This is a genomic window from Bradyrhizobium sp. TM233, from assembly GCF_036247965.1.
In the GTDB taxonomy this organism is placed as follows: domain Bacteria; phylum Pseudomonadota; class Alphaproteobacteria; order Rhizobiales; family Xanthobacteraceae; genus Bradyrhizobium; species Bradyrhizobium ottawaense.
This window is the reverse complement of record NZ_BTIG01000015.1, coordinates 59,256-76,129: the sequence shown is the minus strand read 5'-3', so window position 1 is coordinate 76,129 and position 16,874 is coordinate 59,256. Positions and strand designations below refer to the sequence as shown.

The 16,874-nt window shown below is 64.7% G+C and carries 18 protein-coding genes; 6 read left to right on the top strand and 12 right to left on the bottom strand.

Translation table 11 applies throughout. The annotated features are described in order from the left end of the window. Nucleotides 1-3: 3 nt before the first annotated feature. Nucleotides 4-252 carry a hypothetical protein gene (locus AABA86_RS25905; RefSeq protein ID WP_338308886.1) on the bottom strand — a complete coding sequence of 83 codons (249 nt, stop codon included), beginning with the start codon at nt 250-252 and terminating at the stop codon, nt 4-6. Nucleotides 253-377: 125 nt separating this feature from the next. Beyond that, nucleotides 378-623 (bottom strand): hypothetical protein, encoded by a 246-nt coding sequence (locus AABA86_RS25900; protein WP_338308885.1) that lies wholly within the window; start codon nt 621-623, stop codon nt 378-380. Nucleotides 624-1,183: 560 nt separating this feature from the next. Between AABA86_RS25900 and AABA86_RS25895 the strand changes: the two genes are divergently transcribed. Then, a complete protein-coding gene (locus AABA86_RS25895) occupies nt 1,184-1,825 on the top strand; it encodes an OmpA family protein (protein ID WP_338308884.1) in 642 nt (213 codons plus the stop codon). Between the two features lie 68 nt (nt 1,826-1,893). Here the strand turns inward: AABA86_RS25895 and AABA86_RS25890 are convergent, their stop codons facing one another. Beyond that, nucleotides 1,894-3,837, bottom strand: a complete 1,944-nt coding sequence (locus AABA86_RS25890) for a hybrid sensor histidine kinase/response regulator (protein WP_338308938.1) — start codon at nt 3,835-3,837, stop codon at nt 1,894-1,896. 104 nt (nt 3,838-3,941) lie between these two features. Continuing rightward, nucleotides 3,942-5,372, bottom strand: a complete 1,431-nt coding sequence (locus AABA86_RS25885; RefSeq protein ID WP_338308883.1) for a phospholipid carrier-dependent glycosyltransferase — start codon at nt 5,370-5,372, stop codon at nt 3,942-3,944. A 51-nt stretch (nt 5,373-5,423) separates the two neighbouring features. Between AABA86_RS25885 and AABA86_RS25880 the strand changes: the two genes are divergently transcribed. After that, a complete protein-coding gene (locus AABA86_RS25880; RefSeq protein WP_338308882.1) occupies nt 5,424-6,125 on the top strand; it encodes a FecR family protein in 702 nt (233 codons plus the stop codon). A gap of 2 nt (nt 6,126-6,127) precedes the next feature. Continuing rightward, entirely contained in the window at nt 6,128-7,258 is a 1,131-nt protein-coding gene (locus tag AABA86_RS25875) for a hypothetical protein (RefSeq protein ID WP_212249225.1), read from the top strand. 116 nt (nt 7,259-7,374) lie between these two features. Here the strand turns inward: AABA86_RS25875 and AABA86_RS25870 are convergent, their stop codons facing one another. From AABA86_RS25870 to AABA86_RS25860, 3 genes are all read right to left on the bottom strand, one after another. Continuing rightward, nucleotides 7,375-7,863 carry a VOC family protein gene (locus AABA86_RS25870; protein WP_338308881.1) on the bottom strand — a complete coding sequence of 163 codons (489 nt, stop codon included), beginning with the start codon at nt 7,861-7,863 and terminating at the stop codon, nt 7,375-7,377. A gap of 42 nt (nt 7,864-7,905) precedes the next feature. Next, nucleotides 7,906-8,334, bottom strand: coding sequence for a VOC family protein (locus tag AABA86_RS25865; RefSeq protein WP_212249223.1), 429 nt, complete (start codon nt 8,332-8,334; stop codon nt 7,906-7,908). A gap of 129 nt (nt 8,335-8,463) precedes the next feature. After that, entirely contained in the window at nt 8,464-8,976 is a 513-nt protein-coding gene (locus AABA86_RS25860; RefSeq protein ID WP_080137629.1) for a cupin domain-containing protein, read from the bottom strand. 128 nt (nt 8,977-9,104) lie between these two features. Here AABA86_RS25860 and AABA86_RS25855 point away from each other — a divergent pair, with 128 nt between their 5' ends. Next, entirely contained in the window at nt 9,105-9,323 is a 219-nt protein-coding gene (locus AABA86_RS25855; protein ID WP_212249222.1) for a CsbD family protein, read from the top strand. 143 nt (nt 9,324-9,466) lie between these two features. Here AABA86_RS25855 and AABA86_RS25850 read toward each other — a convergent pair whose 3' ends face one another. The 5 genes from AABA86_RS25850 to ggt form a co-directional block, all read right to left on the bottom strand. Next, nucleotides 9,467-9,931, bottom strand: a complete 465-nt coding sequence (locus AABA86_RS25850) for an FKBP-type peptidyl-prolyl cis-trans isomerase (RefSeq protein WP_212249221.1) — start codon at nt 9,929-9,931, stop codon at nt 9,467-9,469. Between the two features lie 60 nt (nt 9,932-9,991). Continuing rightward, entirely contained in the window at nt 9,992-12,283 is a 2,292-nt protein-coding gene (locus tag AABA86_RS25845) for a xanthine dehydrogenase family protein molybdopterin-binding subunit (protein WP_338308880.1), read from the bottom strand. A gap of 2 nt (nt 12,284-12,285) precedes the next feature. Further along, nucleotides 12,286-13,302, bottom strand: a complete 1,017-nt coding sequence (locus AABA86_RS25840; protein ID WP_338308879.1) for an FAD binding domain-containing protein — start codon at nt 13,300-13,302, stop codon at nt 12,286-12,288. Between the two features lie 4 nt (nt 13,303-13,306). Beyond that, complete coding sequence (locus AABA86_RS25835) at nt 13,307-13,921, bottom strand: (2Fe-2S)-binding protein (RefSeq protein ID WP_338308878.1); 615 nt, start codon at nt 13,919-13,921, stop codon at nt 13,307-13,309. 173 nt (nt 13,922-14,094) lie between these two features. Next, nucleotides 14,095-15,681 carry a gamma-glutamyltransferase gene (gene ggt / locus AABA86_RS25830; RefSeq protein WP_338308877.1) on the bottom strand — a complete coding sequence of 529 codons (1,587 nt, stop codon included), beginning with the start codon at nt 15,679-15,681 and terminating at the stop codon, nt 14,095-14,097. A 198-nt stretch (nt 15,682-15,879) separates the two neighbouring features. Here ggt and trhO point away from each other — a divergent pair, with 198 nt between their 5' ends. Both trhO and AABA86_RS25820 read left to right on the top strand, forming a co-directional pair. Continuing rightward, the gene (gene trhO / locus AABA86_RS25825; protein WP_338308876.1) at nt 15,880-16,662 is read left to right on the top strand and encodes an oxygen-dependent tRNA uridine(34) hydroxylase TrhO; all 783 of its coding nucleotides are present in this window, start codon (nt 15,880-15,882) and stop codon (nt 16,660-16,662) included. Continuing rightward, nucleotides 16,652-16,870 (top strand): SlyX family protein, encoded by a 219-nt coding sequence (locus AABA86_RS25820; RefSeq protein ID WP_212249215.1) that lies wholly within the window; start codon nt 16,652-16,654, stop codon nt 16,868-16,870. The genes trhO and AABA86_RS25820 overlap by 11 nt, the downstream gene beginning before the upstream one ends. Nucleotides 16,871-16,874: the final 4 nt, after the last annotated feature.

Sequence of the window (16,874 nt, the reverse complement as noted above, 5' to 3'; positions counted from 1 at the left end):
CGCCTACTTCATCATCATCGCCTTCTGCGACTTCATGTAGTGCATGCAGGCGCTCTTCATCTTGCCGTTGCTCATGTCCATGTTGGCCATGGCCATTTCCTTGTTCGCCGCCATTTTTGCCGGCGTGTCGGGTGTGCCGCCCATCGTGGCGGCGGTCTTCATCATGTTATCGCTGGTGCACGCCATCATCGCGGCGGACGCGGGCGAAAAAACGAACGCGACAAAGGCTGCGGCGGTGAGCAAAGTCTTCATCGAAACGTCTCCTCAAGTAAAACGAAACCGACGTCATGCCGGCCTTCGCAATTACGTATCTTCCAGCAGAGACGTTTCGTGGAGAAGACAATTTTCTTTCTTGCTGCGATGCAAAGTCAGGCGTCTCAGCGGCCATCCTTCGACGCTTTGGGCCGGTCACCGAGGCTTCCGGTGGCGACATCCGGCTCGCACAAGGCCTTGCCGCGCGCCTCCGCCTGGCAGCGATAGACGCTACCGGTGAGGCGGTCGACCAGCCACACGTTCTCCTCGGTCGGCGCTTCAAGTCCGACATAGCGGGAGGTCAGCCCCGTGATCAGCGTCGACAGCAGGATCGCCACTGCGATCATGGCTGCACCGATATAGATGGGCATTGGGCTCAGGGACACTGTCCGATCCGGCGGGCCACTGCGATAGAACTGGTAGTCTCGCTGATAGTCACTTGGCCTCGGCACTGGGCGGAACTCGGCTCCTTCATTCGGCGATTGGCGGGCGCAAACGTCCTGCTAGGCGCGCATCTGGCCGATTTCTTGTTCACGGCCGGGCCGTGCGGCGACGGCTTTGCGACCATCGGCGCGCAAGGGTTTCCCGCACGCCTGCCGGCCCTCGCCGGCGCCGGAACCTTCGGCCAGCCAGCTCCTCCGCGATACGGAGGGAATGAGCCTGCGCTCGCAGCGTGATTTCAATCACACCGGGGATTGCCGCTGCTTGAACCTACGCCGCGGAGCCTACGACGACTACTATTGGTGCGATCGGTCCTGCCCCCGGGGCGATCGCGAAACGCGCCGGTCCGATGCCCGAAACGCCCGGGAATGCGCAAGGATGGGCCTGGAAGCGCTGTAGCCACCGTGACCAAGATCGCATCAGGGCCTTTGAACCTGCCCTATGCTCGCAGCATCAAATCGCTATCAGGCGTAACAGCGAGGATACGACAATGACCCGTTTTGATAAGTTCTTTGGACTGAAGGCGATAACTCTCTCGGCCGCGCTGTCGATGACGGCGGGGCTGGCCCTGGCCGGGGACAACAATGTCTCCACAAGCCAGATCCTGGATGCACTGAAGCCGAAGCCGGCGACCCGCGGCCTGTCCGCCGGTCCGCAGGCCGATCCGGCGGTGCAGGCCAAGGAATCGACATTCCTGAACACCGTGCGCAACCGCTCGACCCGTTCGCTCTCGACGGGTGAGCGCGACCAGATTGCCGAGCTCGCCGCGACCAAACCGAAGATCGATCTGGAGATCCAGTTCGACTACAACTCGGCCGACATCGCCAAGACCTCGGTGCCCTCGGTGCAGGCGCTCGGCAAGGCACTGTCCGATCCGGCGCTGAAGGGCTCGACCTTCGTGGTCGCCGGCCACACCGACGCGGTCGGCGGCGAAGAGTACAATCAAGGTCTCTCCGAGCGCCGCGCCGACACCATCAAGAAGTACCTGGTGCAGAACTACGGCCTCAACGGCACTGATCTGGTCACCGTCGGCTACGGCAAGACCAAGCTGAAGGACACCGCCAACGGGGCCGACCCGGTCAACCGCCGCGTCCAGGTCGTGAACATGGACACCAAGACCGCGTCGAAGTGATGTGGGCAGTGATCCGATGACGACCCAACGCCTGCCGTCGATGCGGCAGGCGTTCCAGTAACAGCAGCTCAGACCGGCACCGGGCTGGCGAGCGCCTCCCGGACAAGCCGTGCGAGCTCGGCCTTGCGGTAAGGCTTTTCCAGGATCAGGGCGCCCTGCCGGACGTGGCCGTTCGCCGCCAGCGTTTCGAGGGCGTAACCCGAGGTCAGCAGCACGTGCAGCCTGGGCCTCTCCTTGCGGGCCAGACCCGCGAGCTCCCATCCGTTGACACCCCCGGGCATGACGACATCGGTGAACAGAAGGTCGATATGCGGCGTTGCGGCCAGCGTCCGCAAGGCAGACTTGCCGTCGACGGCGGAAATCACCTTGTAGCCGAGGCTCTCCAGACTCATGACCGCGTAGGACCGGACGAACGGATCGTCCTCGACGACCAGCACGATTTCCGAACCGCTCTGTGGCACCTCGTTCTCGACCGCCAGCGGCACGCCCTGCGACCTGGTCAACACGGCCGGAAGATAGATCCGCACGGTCGTTCCCAGGCCCGGCTCGCTGTAGATCGTGACATGGCCGTTGGATTGCTTGACGAAGCCGTACACCATGCTGAGCCCGAGCCCGCTGCCCTTGCCGACCTCCTTGGTGGTGAAGAAGGGCTCGAACGCGCGTTCCAGCACCCGCTTCGGCATGCCGGAACCGGTGTCGGTCACCGCGATCACGACGTATTCGCCCGGCGCGACGTCGGGATGCGCGTTGTGGTCGCCCGTATCGAGCGATGCATTCGCCGCCGAAATGGTCAGGCGTCCGCCTGATGCCATCGCATCCTGGGCATTGAGGGCGAGGTTGAGGATCGCCGATTCCAGTTGCGCGGGATCGGCAAATGCGTGCCGGAGCGCAGGATCGGCCTGGGTGGCGATCTCGATGTCCTCACGCAGCGTTCGCCGCAGCAGCTTGTGCATGGATTCGACGAGCTTGTTGCATTCGGTCTCGACCGGCCGCAGCAACTGCTTGCGGCTGAAGGCGAGCAGGCGCTGCGTCAGCTCGGCGCCGCGTTCGCCGGCGCTGCAGATGTCGTCGGCGAGACGCTTCATATCCCCACGCGAGACCAATTGCTCGGCCAGATATTCGGCGTTGCCGACGATCACGGTCAGGAGATTGTTGAAGTCGTGAGCGATGCCGCCGGACAGCTGTCCGACCGCCTCCATCTTCTGCGCCTGGAGCAGTTGGGCCTCGGTGCGTTTGCGGTCGGTCAGATCGTGGATCATGCCGACGAAGATGGACGGGCCGTCCTGCTGGGCCTCACCGACCGAAAGGTCCATCGGGAAGGTGGTGCCGTCCTTGCGCCGGCCCAGCACCTCACGGCCGATGCCGATGATCTTCTTGTCACCGGTCGCGATGAAATTGCGGATATAGCCGTCATGCTCGGAGCGGTAAGGCTCCGGCATCAGCATCCGGACATTGTGTCCGAGCACCTCGTCGGCCTCGTATTTGAACAGCTTCTCGCAGGCCGGATTGAACTTCAGGATGATGCCGTCGGAATCGATCAGGATCACGCCGTCGACGGCGGTGTCGACGACCGCGCGCAGTCGCGCCGCGCTCTCGCGCAGCTCGCGCTCGACCCGCTCGCGCTCGGTGAGATCGTGAATGATGCCGACGAAGATCGAATCGCCGGCGGCCTGCTTGCTCTCGCCGACCGACAGATGCATCAGAAAGGTCGAGCCGTCCTTGCGCTGCCCCACGACTTCGCGGCCGATACCGATGTTCTTGCGCTCGCCGCTGACGTGGTAATTATGAAGATAGCCGTCATGCGCATCGCGGTAGGACGATGGCATCAGAACCTTGACGTTCCGCCCGATGACTTCCTCGGCGGGATAGCCGAACAGCTTCTCGCAGGCCGGATTGAACATCAGGACGCCGCCGCGCGCGTCGATCAGAATCACGCCGTCCACCGCGGTATCGACGACGGCACGCAACCAGTCGGCGTTGGGATGGCCTGGCCTGGCGCTACGGTCCTCCATGTTCACCGGGACGACTCTCCGATTCTGATCATGTCAGGCCAGTCCACACGCCCAGATTGATTCCGGCAAGACAATTCTGCCGAACCTATGCACGCAAGCGGGCACTAGATCCAGCTCTGGAATAGCATCAGCCGGCTGAAGCTCCGCATCGAGGTGCCGATGAAGGCTGCCGAGATCGGCAGCATGACCGCAAAACCGGTCGCGGCGACACCGACATAGGCCCAGAGCAGCCAGCGCGGCAGGCCGTCCCGGCGCAGCACGTAGACCAGGGCCAGCGACGCCGCGGCGGCGGCTGGCAGGTAGTAGTAGATGAAACCCAGCGTGCGCGGCAGCAATGCCCAGGCCAGCCAGGGACCGAAATAGAACGCCGCGATCAGGAATGCATCCCACCGTCGCAGCACGATGAAATCGCGCAGCACGAGCGCGAGCGCGAGCAGGGCCGGCCACAACACCAGCGGATTGCCGAGGAAGACGATCGCGGACACGTTGTCCTCCCCCGTCTTGTCGAACAGGAACCACACCGGGCGCGCGAGCAGCGGCCAGGATGGCCAGGCGCTCATATAAGTGTGTCCGGCGATCGCGGTCGTGGTGTTGTCGGCGAAGATCCGGCGCTGCGCCTCGACCAGATCCGGCAACGACACTCCGTAGAGCGGAACGAAAACCGCAAGATACGTCATCGCCGGGAGGATGGCGAAGCAGAGCGCGACATGATGCAGCCTCAAGCCGGGCCACAGGTCCGGCCGGTACCAGTCGTCCGGCTTCGCGTCGGCGAACAGCGTGCGCCAGCCCTGCATCAGGCGGATCACCGCGACGATGACGATGCAGACGCCGAGTGGAAACAGGCCACTCCATTTGCAGGAAGCGGCCAGGCCGAACAAGCTGCCGGCGAGCGCGAACAGCGCCTGCGGCCGCTCGCGTCGAAAACCGTGCATGAAGGCGGCGGTCGCGAGCAGACCGAAGCCGAGCGCAAAGATGTCGAGCATGGCGATGCGCGCCTGCACGTAGAGCATCTGGTTCAAGGCGGCGATCAGCGCCGCGGCAATCGCCGGCCCTTGCGCGGAGAACAGCGCGAGCCCGCACAGATAGATCGCGACGATCGCCAATGCGCCGAACAATGTCGCGGGATAACGCCAGCCGAACGCGTTGTCGCCGAAGGCCGCGATCGAGGCCGCGATCAGCTCCTTGGCCAGCGGCGGATGCATCGGATTGAGCATCGGCTGCGACATCGCCGGTGCCAGCATCTGCCGCGCCGCCGGCACATAGTGCACCTCGTCGAAGACGAACTTCTCCGGCGTCGCGAGGCCGATCAGCAGCGCGAGATGGGCAGCTAGGAAAATAGCGACAGCAACCACTGCGCTTCGCGACACTCTCGGAACTGCGGACCGTTCAAGCGGCTCGTGTGGGGATGTTTTGCGTGGCAAATTTGCGTCACCGCGGACAAAAATAGAGATCGCTGCTTTCATTGAACGCATTCCCCCGCGGCTGTCACTAAGCATAACGCACGTACCGCGCCGCTTGTGATAATTTCGCCACATCAGAAGCGCGCGCGATCCGGTACGATCAGGGACACATCGATCGGTTGCGAAATGAATTTCCGTTTCTGGCTTTTCCTCACCCTGTCGTCGGCCGCATTGTGCGCGGCGCCTGCTGCGCAGGCGCAGACGCGCGTCGGCGAAGCGGTCGTGATCCAGAACGAAGTGGTGCGCGTGGCCGCGGCCACCACGCCGATCAGTGTCGGCGACAGCATGCTGCGCGACGAGACCGTGCGCACCGGCGCCGACAGTGCCGCGCGCTTCGTGATGGCCGACAGCACCAATTTGTCGCTCGGCCCCAGCGCCACGCTCAAGCTCGACCGGACCGTCTTCAACGACGAGCACAGCTACCGCGACGTCGCGATCCGCATGACCACCGGCGCGTTCCGTTTCGTCACCGGACATTCCGAGAAGACCGCCTACAAGATCACGACGCCGCTGGCGACCATCGGCGTGCGCGGTACCACGCTCGACATCCTCTCGCAGCGCGGACGCTCCGTCGTCGTGCTTCAGGACGGCGCGGCCAGCGTCTGCACGACCAGCTCCCAATGCGTGCAGCTCACCCAGCCGGGCGACACCGCAATCATCACATCGACCGGCGGCAAGGTCTCGATCACCAAGACCAACACGCCGCCCTGGACCTTCGCCGCCAACTGCGCCGCAAGTGCCGGCCTGTGCGCGGTGAACCAATATGCCGGCGCCTCGCCGACCATCACGCCGGCCGTCCAGGAAGACGGCATGCTGTGCGGGCGCTGACGATGGCAAAGCTCCGCATCCGCGACCTGCTGCTTGCCTCCGCGCTGATGGCCATGGCCGCCGTGATGCTGACATGGGCTCTGCAGCCGGCCGCCGCCGCAACCCTAACTCTGGCCAATTGCGAGACAAATTGCTCGCCGACGCCCACTCCGACCTACAGCCCGTCGCCGTCCCCATCCCCCTCGCCATACCCATCGCCGTCACCGTCGCCCTATCCGTCGCCGAGCCCGACACCGACCGGCGCCGATTCCAGCGGCAATTCGATCGGCGGCCTCGCGGGCCAGCGCTTCAACCAGATGATCACCAACCGCGTGCTCGGCACGGTGTTGCTCGGCGTCAACGAGCAGGTCAATTGCAGCGACTGCATCAGCGCGTTCGGCTCGGCCGGCTCGTTCTCGGCCGGCATCCACGGCCGCAAGGAGCTCACCAACAATCTGTCGCTGCTCGCCGGCATCGCCTACACGCACTACAATGAGGGTGGCTACAAGATCACGAGCGCGCCGATCGGCGCCTTCGCGCTGCGCTACGACTTCACCGATTGGGGATCGTCGCGTCCGTTCTTCGACGTCGGAACGATCCTGACTCCCTGGGAGAAGGCGCGCTACACCCGCAGCTACAACACCAGCCTCGGCCCGGTGAGCGTGACGAGCTCGACCAACGCTTCGAACTACGCGGTCTACGGCCGCGCCGGCTGGATGAGCCGCGTGTCGCCGCGCGACGAGGTCGCAGCTTCGATCGAGGTCTGGCAGCTCTGGCAGCGCGTGTCCGGCTATAGCGACAATGCCGTGGCCTTCAACCCGTTCGACGCCACCATTGCGACCGGCACCGACCGCACCAGCCTGGTCAAGATCGGCGGCCAGTGGACGCATCTGTTCGGCAGCAACATCGAGACCAATATCAATGGCGGCTGGGTGCAGTCGTTTGCGAGCCGCAGCGGCATCGTCGCCACCGTGACCGGCGACGGCGTGGTGGTGCCGACCATGGGCAACCAGGGTTGGTTCGAATATGGCGGCCGTCTCGGCTTCCGCGTGCAGAAGGGCTGGGTCGTCGATCTCTTCGCCAACGGCACGCTCGGCCCACAGCCGGTCGGCAACACCATCCACGGCGGCGTGGGCTTACGGATAAATTACTGAGGCAGCTTCGTAGGGTGGGCAAAGCGAACGCGTGCCCACCACTTCTCTCCACCGGAGTCGGATCGTGGGCACGGCGCAAGAGCGCCTTTGCCCACCCTACAGCACCGGTATCGCCGTCACGCCGCCGACTTGCCCTCGAACGCGCGGCGCAACGTGTCGACGTCCAGCTTCACCATCTTCATCATGGCCTGCATCGCGCGCGCGGCTGCGGCCCTGTCCGGGCTCGACAGGAATTCGAACATCACCTTCGGCACCACCTGCCAGGCCACGCCCCAGCGATCCCTGAGCCAGCCGCACTGCTCTTCCTTGCCGCCATCGGCGAGGAACGCGTTCCAGACGCTGTCGACCTGGGCCTGGTCATCGCAATGGATCATCAGCGAGATCGCGTGGGTATATTCCATCTTCATGCCGCCGTTGAGCGCGACCAGCGGCTGACCGGCGACCGTGAACTCGACGACGAGCACGGAGCCCTCCTTGCCGGAGGGGCCGTCCGAAACGTTGCGCTGCACGTGCGTGATCGCCGAATTCGGCACGAGCGAGACATAGAACTTCGCGGCTTCCTCGGCATCGCCGTTGAACCACATGCAGGGTACCACCTTGGACATCGTGAACGCTCCTCTTCAACTCTTCGATTGCGTGGATTTCGATCAGGCGCTCGCCATGTCGGGCTGCGTTGTCGCGGCCGCGAGGTCCATCCAGTTCACACCCCACATATGGCCGTCCGGATCTTCGAAGCTGCGGCCGTACATGAAGCTGAACTCGTCCTTCGGGCTGGGATCAGCTACCCCGCCCGCGACCTCGGCCCTGCCGACGATGTCGTCGACCTCGTCGCGGCTGTCCGCGGACAGGCAGAGCAGCACCTGGTTCGAGGTCTTGGCATCCGCGATCGGCTTCGGCGTGAACTGGCGGAATTTATCGTGGGTCATCAGCATGACGAAAATGGCCTCGGAAAAGACCATGCAACTCGCCGTGTCATCGCAGAACTGCGGGTTCCTCTCCGCGCCGACCGCCTCGTAAAAGGCAGTGGCGCGCCCAAGGTCGGTCACCGGCAGGTTGACGAAGATCATCTTGGACATCGGAAGCTCCTTGGCGGGTTCTGCCCCAAGGACGGATGGCCCGGCGGCCATCCGACACGGCTGTCCGATTATTTTTGGCCCCATCGCCCGCGAGGTTCTGTCACACCGCCCCCGCGGTCTCAGGCAGCCTTACTTCTTCTCGTTCGGGTCCCGGTGCACCGGGTCGATCCACAGCACGGTCTCGGGCTTCTCGACCGGCTCAATGTCGAGGTTGATCGCCACCGCCTCGCCGTCGCTGCGCACGAGCACGCATTCCAGCACCTCGTCCGGGCTGGCGTTGATCTCCTGATGCGGCACGTAAGGCGGGACGAAGATGAAATCGCCGGGGCCGGCCTCGGCCGTGAATTGCAGGCTCTCGCCCCAGCGCATCCGCGCCTTGCCCTTCACCACATAGATGACGCTTTCGAGATGGCCGTGGTGATGCGCGCCGGTCTTGGCGTCCGGCTTGATGCTGACGGTGCCGGCCCACAATTTCTGCGCGCCGACGCGCGCGAAATTGATCGCGGCCGCGCGGTCCATGCCTGCCGTCGACGGCACGTTGGTATCGAGCTGGTTGCCGGGAATGACGCGCACGCCGTCATGCTTCCAGCGATCGTCGTGATCGTGGTCATGGTGGGAATGCGAATGGTCATGGCCGGTCATGGGACTTGCTTTCTGTTGGTTCCGTGCGCGGCAACCTAACCCGAAGCCGCATTCGCGAGCCATACCAAATTCGGAACCCTCGTAGCCGCGGGACGTTGTCTCTGCGAGCAAAATAGAAGGAGAGTTTCATGGGTAGCACGACCGACAAGATCAAGGGCAACGCCAACGAGGCGATCGGCAAGGCCAAGCAGGGCATCGGCGAAGCCACCGGTTCCGACCGCCTGAAGGGCGAAGGCGTCGTCCAGGAAGTGAAGGGCAAGGGCCAGCAGGCCATGGGCGATGCCAAGGACGCCGCAAAGGACGCGATCGATCGCGCAGCGGCAGGAGCAAAGCGCGCGACGGAATGACGCGCGGCATCTAAAAGCGAAAAGACCGGCCGAAAGGCCGGTCTTTTTCTTGCCGTCATTTCGGGGCGGCGCGTAGCACCGAACCCGGAATCCCGAGATTCCGGGTCTGGTCCTTTCGGACCATCCCGGAATGACGCGATGCGTCATTTCACCGCGAGCAATTCCACGTCGAACATCAGCGTCGCATTCGGCGGGATCACGCCGCCGGCGCCGCGGGCACCGTAGCCGAGCTGCGGCGGGATGATCAGCGTGCGCTTGCCGCCGACCTTCATCGAGGCGACGCCCTCGTCCCAGCCGCCGATGACACGGCCCTTGCCGATCGGGAATTCGAACGGCTCCTTGCGATCGACCGAGCTATCGAATTTCTTGCCCTTCTGGCCGTTCTCATAGAGCCAGCCGGTATAGTGCATCACGCAGATCTGGCCGGGCTGCGGCGAGGCACCGGTGCCGACGGTGGAGTCGATGATCTGCAAGCCTGAAGCTGTGGTCATGGTCTTTCCTGCGGTCTGGGCCGAGGCCGTGGTGGAAACGAAATGCGACACGCCTGCGATCACCGTGATCGCGAGTGCCGACATCAGGGTGAGGAGCGCGCGCTGGAGACGCTGCATAAGGCACCTTCGGTTTGAGGCGGAAGGTGTCTAGCGCAACGCGAGTGCGGTTTCCACCCCTCACACCTCGATATTTTCCAACCGGACCGGGAGCTTGCGGATGCGCTGGCCGGTGGCGTGGTGGATCGCGTTGCAGATCGCGGCATTGGTGCCGACATTTGCGAGCTCGCCGAGGCCCTTCACGCCGACGGGATTGATGCGGTCATCCTGCTCGGAGAGCAAGATGACCTCGACGCCAGGCACATCCGCATTCACCGGCACGAGGTAATCGGCAAGATTGTCGTTGACGTAGCGCGCATTGCGCTCGTCGATTTCCGTGGCCTCCAGCAGTGCCGACGACATGCCCCAGATCAGTCCGCCCATCAGCTGGCTGCGGGCCGTGCGCGGATTCATGATCCTGCCCGCCGCAAACGCGCCGACGAGGCGAGGGCAACGGATTTCGTGTGTGAAGCGGTTGACGCGGACCTCGACGAACTCGGCGCCGAACGCGTAGGCGATCTGGTCTTTCATGGCGTGACCACCGACGAGCCGCACCTGCCCGCTGTGCATGGCGCGGAAGGAATCCAACGGCGCGCCTTCCGGCTTCCACTCGCCATATTCCTCGACGACGCCGACACCGAGCGCATCGAAGGCCTTCTCAAGGTCGAGCGGACGGTCGCCCTTCGCCGCTTGCGTGGCCGGTGTCTGTCCGAGGCCCACAGTCTCCTTGGCCCGGTCGGTCAGGCTTTGAGCCGGCATCGCCGCCTTGAACAGGCGCTGGCGAATCTGATCGCACACCATCATCACCGCCGAGCAGGTGCTCGCGGTCGAGTTCGAGCCACCGGCAACCGGCGCCGGCGGCAGATCGCTGTCACCCATGAAGACGGCGACTTTCTCGAGGGGCACGCCGAGGCGCTCGGCCGCGGTCTGGGCGATGACCGTATAGGCGCCGGTGCCGATCTCGTGACCGGCGATCTCGACGCGGGTACGGCCGTCGCGCTGCAGGCGCACGCGCGCAGCGGACGGCCCCATCTGCGTCGGATAGCAGGTCGCGGCACAGCCATAGCCGACCAGCCAGTCGCCGTCCGCCATCGATTTCGGCTGCGGCGAGCGCTGCGCCCAGCCGAAGACCTTGGCAGCCTCATCGAAGCACGCCATCAACGAGCGCGACGTATAGGGTTTGCCGCCGATCGGCTCAACATTGGTGTCGTTGATACGGCGAAGCTCGACAGGATCAATGTTGAGCTTAACCGCGAGCTCGTCCATCGCGCTCTCCAGCGCAAACAGATACGGCACCTCCGGCGGCGAGCGCATGAAGCCCGGCGTATTGCGGTCGGCACGCACGATCGACACCAGGCTGTCGACGTTCGGGCAGGCATAGAGCCGCGTCGTCGTCTTGGTGCCGCCGACGCAATAGGCGTCGGCGCGCGAGGAAACCTCGGCGCCCTCATGCCTCAAAGCCAGCAGCTTACCGTCCCGGTTTGCGCCAAGCTTGATCTCATGGCGCGTCTCGGCACGGTGGGTCGTAATGGTAAAACCCTGATCGCGGGTCGGGACCAGCTTGATCGGGCGGCCCAGGCGTTTGGCAATGCCGGCGATGATGGCGGTCCGCGGCGTCATCGAGCCGCGCGACCCAAAGCCGCCGCCGACATAGGGATTGACCACGCGCACCTTGTCGGCATCGATGCCGAGCTGCTCGGCGACGCCGTTCTTCAAGCCATAGACGAATTGGCTGCCTTCGTAGATGACGAGATTGTCGCCCATCCAGGCGCAGCTCGTCGAAAACAGCTCCATCGGATTGTGGTGCTGCGTCGGCGTGTCGTAGGCGGCGGTCAGCTTGACCTCGGCCGCATCAAATGCCTTGGCGAAATCGCCGACCGCGGGGTCCTCCTTGAACTGCGCGTTCTGTCCCTTTGCGGCGGCCGTGGTCGTTCCCGGTGAGTCGAAGCTCGCGCTCGGCGCCGTGGCGGTGTAGCTGACCTTGACACGATTGGCGGCATCGCGCGCGGCCTCGTAACTTTCCGCGACAACGACGGCGATGATCTCGCCGTCATGGGCGATGTCGGCCGACTTCAGCGGCTGGATCGTGGTCCCGGCATAACCGCCATTGCTGAACAGCTTCGACTCCTTCAGCTTCGGGGCGTTCTCGTGCGTGACGATCTCGATCACGCCGCGGACACCCTTGGCCTCCTCGAGATCGAAACGGTCGATGCGGCCCTTGGCAATCGCACTGGTGACCAGGAATGCGTAGACCGGATTGTCCAGCGGCATGTCGGAGGCATAGGTCGCCCGCCCCGTGACCTTTGCAGCTGCATCATAGCGCGGCACGGGCTGGCCCATATTCGCCTTGGGCGAGGGAGCTGCAGCGGTCATGGTCAGATCTCCATCGTTACGGCTTGCTGGAGCGCGCGCGCCACCACGCGCTTTCCGAGCGCGATCTTGAAGCTGTTGTGCCGGCGGCCGCGGGCGTCTGCAAAGGCAGCATCGGCGACGCGTTGCGCCAGAGCTTCGTCAAACTTCTGTCCCTTCAGCAGCGCCTCCGCCTCGCGCGCCCGCCAGGGCATGGTGGCGACACCGCCGAGCCCGACGCGCGCATCCCGGATCGTGCCGTCCTGCACGTCGAGCGCGATCGCAGCCGAGGACAGTGCGAACTCATAGGATTGCCGGTCGCGCGCCTTGAGATACACCGAGCGCGGCCAGCGACCCTGGATCGAGAAGGCCGAGATCAGTTCGCCGGGCTGAAGCGCGGTCTCGATGTCGGGGGAGTTACCCGGCGCCTTGTGCAGCTCCGCGAACGGCATGCTGCGCGTGCCGGCCTTGCCCGTAATCTCGACCACGGCATCGAGGGCGATCAACGCCTGCGCGAAATCGCCGGGATAGGTCGCAATGCACTGATCGGACGTGCCGAGCACGGCGTGCATCCGATTGACGCCGTCCATGGCGGCGCAGCCGGAGCCGGGGTGGCGCTTGTTGCAATTCTCATAGGAGACGTCGCGGAAATAGCTGCAACGCGTCCGCTGCATCACGTTGCCGCCGAGCGTCGCCATGTTGCGCAGCTGGGCGCTGGCGGCGAGCTTCAGGGAATTGGCGATCACCGGATAATTGCGCTGGATTTCGGCATGGGCAGCCACGTCGGACATCCTTGCGAGCGCGCCGAGCCGCAAGCCGTCGCTGCCCGGCTCGATTGCCGACCAGGCTTGCGCGAGCGGATTGATATCGACGATCGCGGCGGGCCGCATCACGTCCAGCTTCATCAGATCGATCAGCGTGGTGCCGCCAGCAAGCGGCTGGGCTGTCGCCTGCGTTAACGGATTGTTGGCTGCCGCGGCGGCGCTCAGCGCCTGCACGGCCATGTCAGGGTCTGTTGCCCGCTGATACGAAAAGGGTCGCATGCACCTAGCCTTTCATGATCTCGGGCGCGGCCTGCTTCACGGCCGCGACGATATTGGGATAGGCCGCGCAGCGGCAGATGTTGCCGCTCATATATTCGCGGATGTCGGCCTCGCTCCCGGCATGTCCCTCCTTGACGCAGGCTACGGCGGACATGATCTGGCCGGGCGTGCAATAGCCGCACTGGAACGCATCGTTGTCGACGAAGGCCTGCTGCATCGGGTGCAGGCGATCGTCGGTCGCCAGCGCCTCGATCGTCGTGATCTCCTGCCCTTCCGCCGCGAGCGCGAGCGTCAGACATGACACCACCCGCCGATCGTCGATCAGCACCGTGCAGGCGCCGCACTGGCCGTGGTCGCAGCCCTTCTTGCTGCCGGTGAGCTTGAGATGGTCGCGCAGCGCATCGAGCACCGTGGTGCGCGCGTCGATGCGCAGACGCTTGTCCTTGCCGTTGATCCGCAGCGTGACATCGACGGGAAGCGACGGATCCTGCGCGGCTGACGCACTCGCATCCTGCGCGGCCGCGCGCGCGGTCATCGGCATCAGCGCACTGCCGGCAGCGCCCGCCATGAAGGCGCGCCGATCGAATCCGGATGGTCGGGAACTTGACTGCTCGGACATGGACGGCCTCCGCCGCTTTATCTGCAACAGCAGCACACGCCTGCGCCGCTCATCGCCCCTTAACCGGAAGCAACGAGCTCCGTTCCGAACGAGAAAGGGCGATGCAACAAATGCCGCATCGCCCCTTCGTCAACTTTTCCTGATCTCGCGCGGGGAACCCCGCGCGGCAACGCTCAATAGCCGAGCGCGCAGCCATCCTTGCGCGGATCGGAGCCGCCGGTGAGCGTACCCTTCTCCCAGTCGATCCAGATCGCCTGCGCGCCGCCGAGCGGGCCGACCACGCTGGTGGTCTTGTGGCCGAGCTTCTTCAGGCCCTCGACGATGTCAGCCGGCACGCTGTCCTCGAGCTGATACTGGCCCTCGTAGTGCAGGCCGCGCGGCATGTCGATCGCCTCCTGGACGTCACAGCCGTAGTCAAGGATGTTGGTCAGGAGATGGGTCTGGCCGGTCGGCTGGTACTGGCCACCCATCACCGCGAACGACATCGTGGAGCGCCCGCCCTTGGTGAGCAGGCCCGGCATGATCGTGTGCAGCGGACGCTTGCCGCCTTCGATGCAGTTGGGGTGGCCCGGCTGGATGCGGAAGCCGCCGGCGCGGTTCTGGAACAAGACGCCGGTCTTGTTCGAGACGATGGCCGAGCCGAAGGAATGCGCCACCGAGTTGATGAACGAGCAGACGTTGCGGTCCTTGTCCACCACCGTGATGTAGATGGTCGATGGGTTCATCGGCGGCGCGACGTTCGGCAGGTCGAGCATGCCGTCCATGCGGATCTTGCTGATGTACTCGTCGGCAAAGCCCTTTTCGAGCATCTCGGCGACGTTGATCTTCATGTGCTCGGGAGAGGCGACATGCATCTCGCGGTTCATGTAGGCGATGCGCGCCGCTTCCGCCTCGAGATGGAAACGCTCGACGCTCACGGGCGCATACTTGGTCAGGTCGAAGCGCGACAGGATGTTGAGCATCAACAACGCGGTGACGCCCGGACCGTTCGGCGGGCACTGCCAGACGTCGTGGCCCTTGTACGTGGTGCCGATCGGCGTCGTCGTCTCGGTGGTGTGCGCGGCGAAATCGTCGAGCGTGTGCAGGCCGCCGATCCCCCTGAGAGTCTCGACCATGTCTTCCGCGATCGGGCCCTTGTAGAAGGCGTCGCGGCCGTCCTTGGCGATCGCGCGCAGCGTCTTGCCTAGCTCGGCCTGGCGGATGACGTCGCCGGCTACCGGCGGCTTGCCGCCCGGCAACAGGTAACGCACGGTGTTGGTGCCGCCCTTCAGCTTCTCGAACTGGTTCTTCCAGTCGAAGGCGATGCGGGGCGCGACGACGTAGCCTTCCTCGGCCGCCTTGATCGCGGGCTGGAGCAGCCGGTCGAAGTCGAACTTGCCGTGGTCGCGCAGCACGGTCGCGAAGGCGTCGATCACGCCGGGGATCGAGACCGCATGTGCCGAGGTCAGCGGGACCGAGTTGATCTTGCGTTCGAGATACCAGTCCGCGTTCGCCGCCTTCGGGGCACGGCCGGAGCCGTTATAGGCGATGATCTTGCCCTCGCCGCGCGGCTGGATCAGCGCAAAGCAGTCGCCGCCGATGCCGGTCGATTGCGGCTCGATCACGCCAAGCAGGGCCGAGCCCGCAACCGCCGCGTCCACCGCGGTGCCCCCTTCGCGCAACACCTCGATCGCGGCGAGCGACGCCTGCGGATGCGAGGTCGCCACCATCGCGTTGGTGGCGTGGACCGTGGACCTGCCTGGGAAATGAAAGTTTCTCATCGAATTCTTGCTCTCTTGGGCCCGTGGCGCGGATGGCGCGCCATCTCGGAAAAACCGGGGTTACATGACACATTCCGGCCCGCTGGGGCAATGCTGGCATACCAGGGAAATGGCTGCCATCCGCTGAGCGTATAGACCTTTCGAGACCGGCGGCCATGCGGGTTTTCCGGGCGGCGGCCGCCTGCTAAACGAGCGGCCATGTCTGATCCGGATTCGGTCATCAAGGTCGCCGCCTTCTACCAATTCGCCGCCCTCCCGGATTACCGCGAGCTGCGCGAGCCGCTACGTGCGTTCTGCGCCGGCCTTAAGCTGAAGGGCAGCGTGCTGCTGGCGCAGGAGGGCATCAACGGCACGCTCGCCGGTGCGCCGGAGGCCATCGACGTCCTTGCCCACGAGCTCGCTCACGGCGACATGTTTGGCGGCAGGCTGAACAATCTCGAATTGAAGTTCTCGGCCGCCGAGGCGATGCCGTTCGGGCGGCTCAAGGTGCGGCTGAAGAAGGAGATCGTCACGCTTGGCGACGCGGCTGCCGATCCGACCCGCCAGGTCGGCACCTATGTCGATGCGAGCGAATGGAACGCGCTGATCTCGGCGCCCGACATGCTGCTGCTCGACACCCGCAACGCCTTCGAGGTGGCGATGGGAACGTTCGAAGGCGCCGTCGATCCCGGCATCAGGAGCTTTGGCCAGTTCAAGGACTTTGCCGCCGTCGGGCTCGATCCGGCAAAGCACCGCAGGATCGCGATGTTCTGCACCGGCGGCATCCGCTGCGAGAAGGCCAGCGCGCATCTGCTCGCGCGCGGCTTTGCCGAGGTCTATCACCTCAAGGGCGGCATCCTCAAATATCTGGAAAAGGTGCCGGAGGCGCAGAGCCGCTGGCGCGGCGAATGCTTCGTGTTCGACGAGCGCGTCGCGCTCGGCCATGGCCTGCAAGAATCCGGTTTGCGCGAACGGGACAAGGGACACGGCCGTGACGAATGAGATCAAGACGCTCGCCGAGCGCATCGACACGCTGGAAACGCGCCTCGCCTACCAGGACGACACGATCGAGACGTTGAACCAGACCATCACCGCGCAGTGGAAGCAGATCGATCTGCTGACGCGGAAGATCGCAGAGCTCGGCGAGCGGCTGCAGGACGCCGAGGCCAATGCGCCGGGGCCTGCCAATGAACCTCCGCCGCATTATTGAGCCG

Bases quoted from the DNA above. Each gene is read 5' to 3' on its own strand.
- AABA86_RS25845 (WP_338308880.1), bottom strand. From the start codon at position 12,283: ATGACCGCTGCAGCTCCCTCGCCCAAGGCGAATATGGGCCAGCCCGTG.
- AABA86_RS25835 (WP_338308878.1), bottom strand. From the start codon at position 13,921: ATGTCCGAGCAGTCAAGTTCCCGACCATCCGGATTCGATCGGCGCGCC.
- AABA86_RS25875 (WP_212249225.1), top strand. From the start codon at position 6,128: ATGGCAAAGCTCCGCATCCGCGACCTGCTGCTTGCCTCCGCGCTGATG.
- AABA86_RS25865 (WP_212249223.1), bottom strand. From the start codon at position 8,334: ATGTCCAAGATGATCTTCGTCAACCTGCCGGTGACCGACCTTGGGCGC.
- AABA86_RS25905 (WP_338308886.1), bottom strand. From the start codon at position 252: ATGAAGACTTTGCTCACCGCCGCAGCCTTTGTCGCGTTCGTTTTTTCG.
- AABA86_RS25860 (WP_080137629.1), bottom strand. From the start codon at position 8,976: ATGACCGGCCATGACCATTCGCATTCCCACCATGACCACGATCACGAC.
- ggt (WP_338308877.1), bottom strand. From the start codon at position 15,681: ATGAGAAACTTTCATTTCCCAGGCAGGTCCACGGTCCACGCCACCAAC.
- AABA86_RS25870 (WP_338308881.1), bottom strand. From the start codon at position 7,863: ATGTCCAAGGTGGTACCCTGCATGTGGTTCAACGGCGATGCCGAGGAA.
- AABA86_RS25885 (WP_338308883.1), bottom strand. From the start codon at position 5,372: ATGTGGCGAAATTATCACAAGCGGCGCGGTACGTGCGTTATGCTTAGT.
- AABA86_RS25900 (WP_338308885.1), bottom strand. From the start codon at position 623: ATGCCCATCTATATCGGTGCAGCCATGATCGCAGTGGCGATCCTGCTG.
- AABA86_RS25850 (WP_212249221.1), bottom strand. From the start codon at position 9,931: ATGCAGCGTCTCCAGCGCGCGCTCCTCACCCTGATGTCGGCACTCGCG.
- AABA86_RS25880 (WP_338308882.1), top strand. From the start codon at position 5,424: ATGAATTTCCGTTTCTGGCTTTTCCTCACCCTGTCGTCGGCCGCATTG.
- trhO (WP_338308876.1), top strand. From the start codon at position 15,880: ATGTCTGATCCGGATTCGGTCATCAAGGTCGCCGCCTTCTACCAATTC.
- AABA86_RS25840 (WP_338308879.1), bottom strand. From the start codon at position 13,302: ATGCGACCCTTTTCGTATCAGCGGGCAACAGACCCTGACATGGCCGTG.
- AABA86_RS25890 (WP_338308938.1), bottom strand. From the start codon at position 3,837: ATGGAGGACCGTAGCGCCAGGCCAGGCCATCCCAACGCCGACTGGTTG.
- AABA86_RS25855 (WP_212249222.1), top strand. From the start codon at position 9,105: ATGGGTAGCACGACCGACAAGATCAAGGGCAACGCCAACGAGGCGATC.
- AABA86_RS25895 (WP_338308884.1), top strand. From the start codon at position 1,184: ATGACCCGTTTTGATAAGTTCTTTGGACTGAAGGCGATAACTCTCTCG.